3 protein-coding genes are annotated in these 3,255 nt (G+C 26.6%); 1 reads left to right on the top strand and 2 read right to left on the bottom strand.

Annotated elements, in window-relative coordinates; translation table 11 throughout:
- Positions 1 to 1,291: aminotransferase class I/II-fold pyridoxal phosphate-dependent enzyme (locus B2671_RS13870; protein WP_346870934.1), on the bottom strand; the 1,291-nt coding region annotated here is incomplete at its 3' end.
- Entirely contained in the window at positions 1,273 to 1,479 is a 207-nt protein-coding gene (locus tag B2671_RS13875; RefSeq protein ID WP_035130775.1) for a sigma factor G inhibitor Gin, read from the bottom strand. The genes B2671_RS13875 and B2671_RS13870, both read right to left, overlap by 19 nt.
- 467 nt (positions 1,480 to 1,946) lie before the next feature.
- Here B2671_RS13875 and B2671_RS13880 point away from each other — a divergent pair, with 467 nt between their 5' ends.
- Complete coding sequence (locus B2671_RS13880; RefSeq protein ID WP_346870935.1) at positions 1,947 to 3,107, top strand: hypothetical protein; 1,161 nt, start codon at positions 1,947 to 1,949, stop codon at positions 3,105 to 3,107.
- Positions 3,108 to 3,255: the final 148 nt, after the last annotated feature.

Consider the following 3,255-nt stretch of genomic DNA (forward strand, 5'->3'; position numbering starts at 1 on the left):
CTTGTCCGCACACTTTATTTATGGAATCTTTAATACTACACTCAACTTTTTTCATATTTAGAGTTTCCCATGGTAATTTATCTATTAGTGGAATTTCAAACTGCATCGGCTTTACATATTGATCTATTAAAGTATCCTTATTGCACTCTTTTAGTATTCTATAAAGTTTATCAAAATCATCTCTTGTGTTTGAAGTAGCAAAAATCAATACTACATTTCTTGAGTCACTCATTTCACATTGAATCTTATTAGCTTTTAAATAATCTAGTAATAGATGTCCACTAAATCCTTTAGGTACATTTATAATATATCTAGTTTTATCTATATATACCTTATTTCTTGTTGATGAACTTTTCTTAATTATATCATGCTCATCTATTATATGATAAAAACCAATGTGATTTATTTTTTTTCTATATTCCTCACATAAATTAATTAATATACTGTAATCCTTACTTCCATACTTCTGTAAATAATATCTACTATAATCCATGCTGGCAAGAAATAAATATGAAGGACTCGTTGTCAAAAACACGCTAGTATAGAAGTTAACCTCATCTAAAAGCTCATCACAATTAACGTGTAAAAATGATGTTTGTGTTAAGCTTGGTAATGTTTTATGAGCACTTTGAACAACCATATCGCAACCTAGCTTAAGCGGATTATCAGGCAATTCATCTATAACTCCAAAATGTGCTCCATGAGCACAATCTATTAATACCTTCATATTATATTTCTTGGCTTCTTTTACTATTTCCTCTAACTCTGTACATATGCCATAATAATTAGGGTATGTTAATAATATTCCCCTCGCATCTTGATTTTCCTTTATTAATTTAAATAGATGCTTCTTATTAATAGAAAAAGGAGCATCATATTTTTCACTTACCTCATTCATAACATATATAGGCCTTAACTTACGTAATATTATACTATTAAATACTGATCTATGACAGTTTCTTTCTACGATTATTTTATCGCTTTCTTTAAATGTAGCAAATATCATAATCATGTTTCCTGATGTACTTCCATTAACTAAAAAGTAAGATTTTTTACTCCCATAGTAATTAGCAAGTTGTTCTTGTCCTTCTTTTATTATGCCTGTAGGATTATGAAGATTATCTAAACCCTCTACCTCAGTAATATCAAAGTTAATGAAATTATCTAATAAAATCTTTCCTTCTTTTGTATCTTCATATGCTTTTCCCATTTTATGTCCAGGCATAGCAAAATAGCTATTTTCTTCTTTTTTATATTTCAATAGTGCGTCTACTATCGGTAATCTTGGCACTTATCACTCACTCCTCTTGGTATAAGTTGAACTATATTCTTTTTAATACAGTTCTTATAAAATTCATAAAAATCTGTACTAGTTTCTATTGTTAATAATCTTCTTTCACAGTTCTCACAAATTCTTCGTCCATATATAAGTATACCATTATCTAGAGGCTTTCTGCATATAATACATTCCTTATTCATATTTTTCCCCCTCAAAATTTATCCAATAGAAATTGTTATTCTATTATTATATCGTCTTTGAATAAGTCAACTTAGTTAAAATAGAGTAATCCTTCTAAGTTTTATCCATGTTAAGACTGTCTTAATTATCGCCCCTTATAATATATTTTATTCATAAAATTCTTTTTTTTATTTTGTCCAAAAAAAAAATTTCATCTTATAATTCATACTTTTTCTACTTTAAATAACATCAAGTATACTGTTAATAAATTAATAAACCCATATACCTATTAATCTACATAAATTGTCTAATTTCCTTGTATTAATAAATACTTTTAATAAAAAATTTATTACAAATATATATACTATTAAAATACTATTTATCTATAAATTTGTTACTGGATAATATAGAGATATGTGCACATACTAATTACATAGGGTAGATATTGATAATATTAGTATCTATAAAATTGTAGGGAGGGTTACAATTGAAACAAAATGTTCTAAGTTTTTTATCTACTATAAAATCTGAAATCCTAGATATTAATAAATTTTTATATGAAAATAGTGAAAACTGTTTTAATGAATATAAATCATCAGATTACATTATAAAACTATTACAAAAATATAATTTTAATATTGAAAAAAACTTCATAGATATTCCAACTGCATTTCGTGCCAGAATTGGACACAGTCATCCTGAGATATGTTTTATATGTAAATACAGTAGTGGAAGTGATGATGGTCATGTTTTTGGTAATAATGCGAATGCTACTATATGTTTAGGTGCAGCCATAGGTTTATCTTCTATCATTGACAAAATAGGAGGTTCTGTTCTAGTAATCGGATGTCCAGGGAAATACTCTAATGGTTCAGAAATTATAATGACAAAAGAAAATGTGTTTGAAAATTGTAGTGTAATTTTTGCTCCTCATGTGGATATTATCACATCTATTAATAATACTTCACAAGCATGCACAACCTTACAGCTTGATTATAATAATTTACTTGTTTCTAATGATAATGCTAATCAAAGTTCATTAGATGTTTGCCTACATACAGTACACTTTATAAACGAGTTAATTAAAAACATCTCAAAAGAATGTTATATGGATCATTTAAATCTTACTTGTGATAATGCATTAATTGAATATCCTTCATCTGCTAAGGTTAAATTTGAAATTAAATCAAAAGATCATAAATTATGTCACAAAATCGAAGAAAATATAAGAAGCTATATTAAATGCATAGAAGATATTATAAATATAGATTGCTCTATTAAGTTAATTGAGCTTCCTTGCAAAGAACTTTTAGATAATAAAGTAGTAAATAAATTATTTGAAAATAACTTAAAAGAAACCGGATTAATTGAAATGAACTACGGAAAAAAAATGCTATACCCCTTAGGAATTGGTACTGTAAGTCATACTACGCCTACTATATATCCGTCTATATCAATAGTAAATGATCCATCAATTCATTGTCCATCAAAAAAGTTTATGGATTTAACATTAACAGAATATGCTCAATGTAATATATGGAAGGCTGTTGAAGCCTTAATTTTAACTTCTATAGATTTAATTGAACGCAAAGATTTAATCTATGAAAGCACTACCTCTCTCTCTAAAAACATCTCTAAACCTTTATAATGGAATAAAAGTAAATTCTGATGTAACATACTATATAAAAATTTATATGCTAAATCTAATAATTATATAATATAATTTAATTTAATGCACAAAATAAAAAGACTTGTAAACATATTATTTACAAGTCTTTTTGGAGGCGCCACCCAGA

Source organism: Clostridium sp. UBA5119, assembly GCF_002414285.1.
Classification (GTDB): domain Bacteria; phylum Bacillota; class Clostridia; order Clostridiales; family Clostridiaceae; genus Clostridium_J; species Clostridium_J sulfidigenes.

Excerpts from the sequence above, each read along its gene's own strand:
- B2671_RS13875 (WP_035130775.1), bottom strand. The coding sequence starts at position 1,479 with ATGAATAAGGAATGTATTATATGCAGAAAGCCTCTAGATAATGGTATA.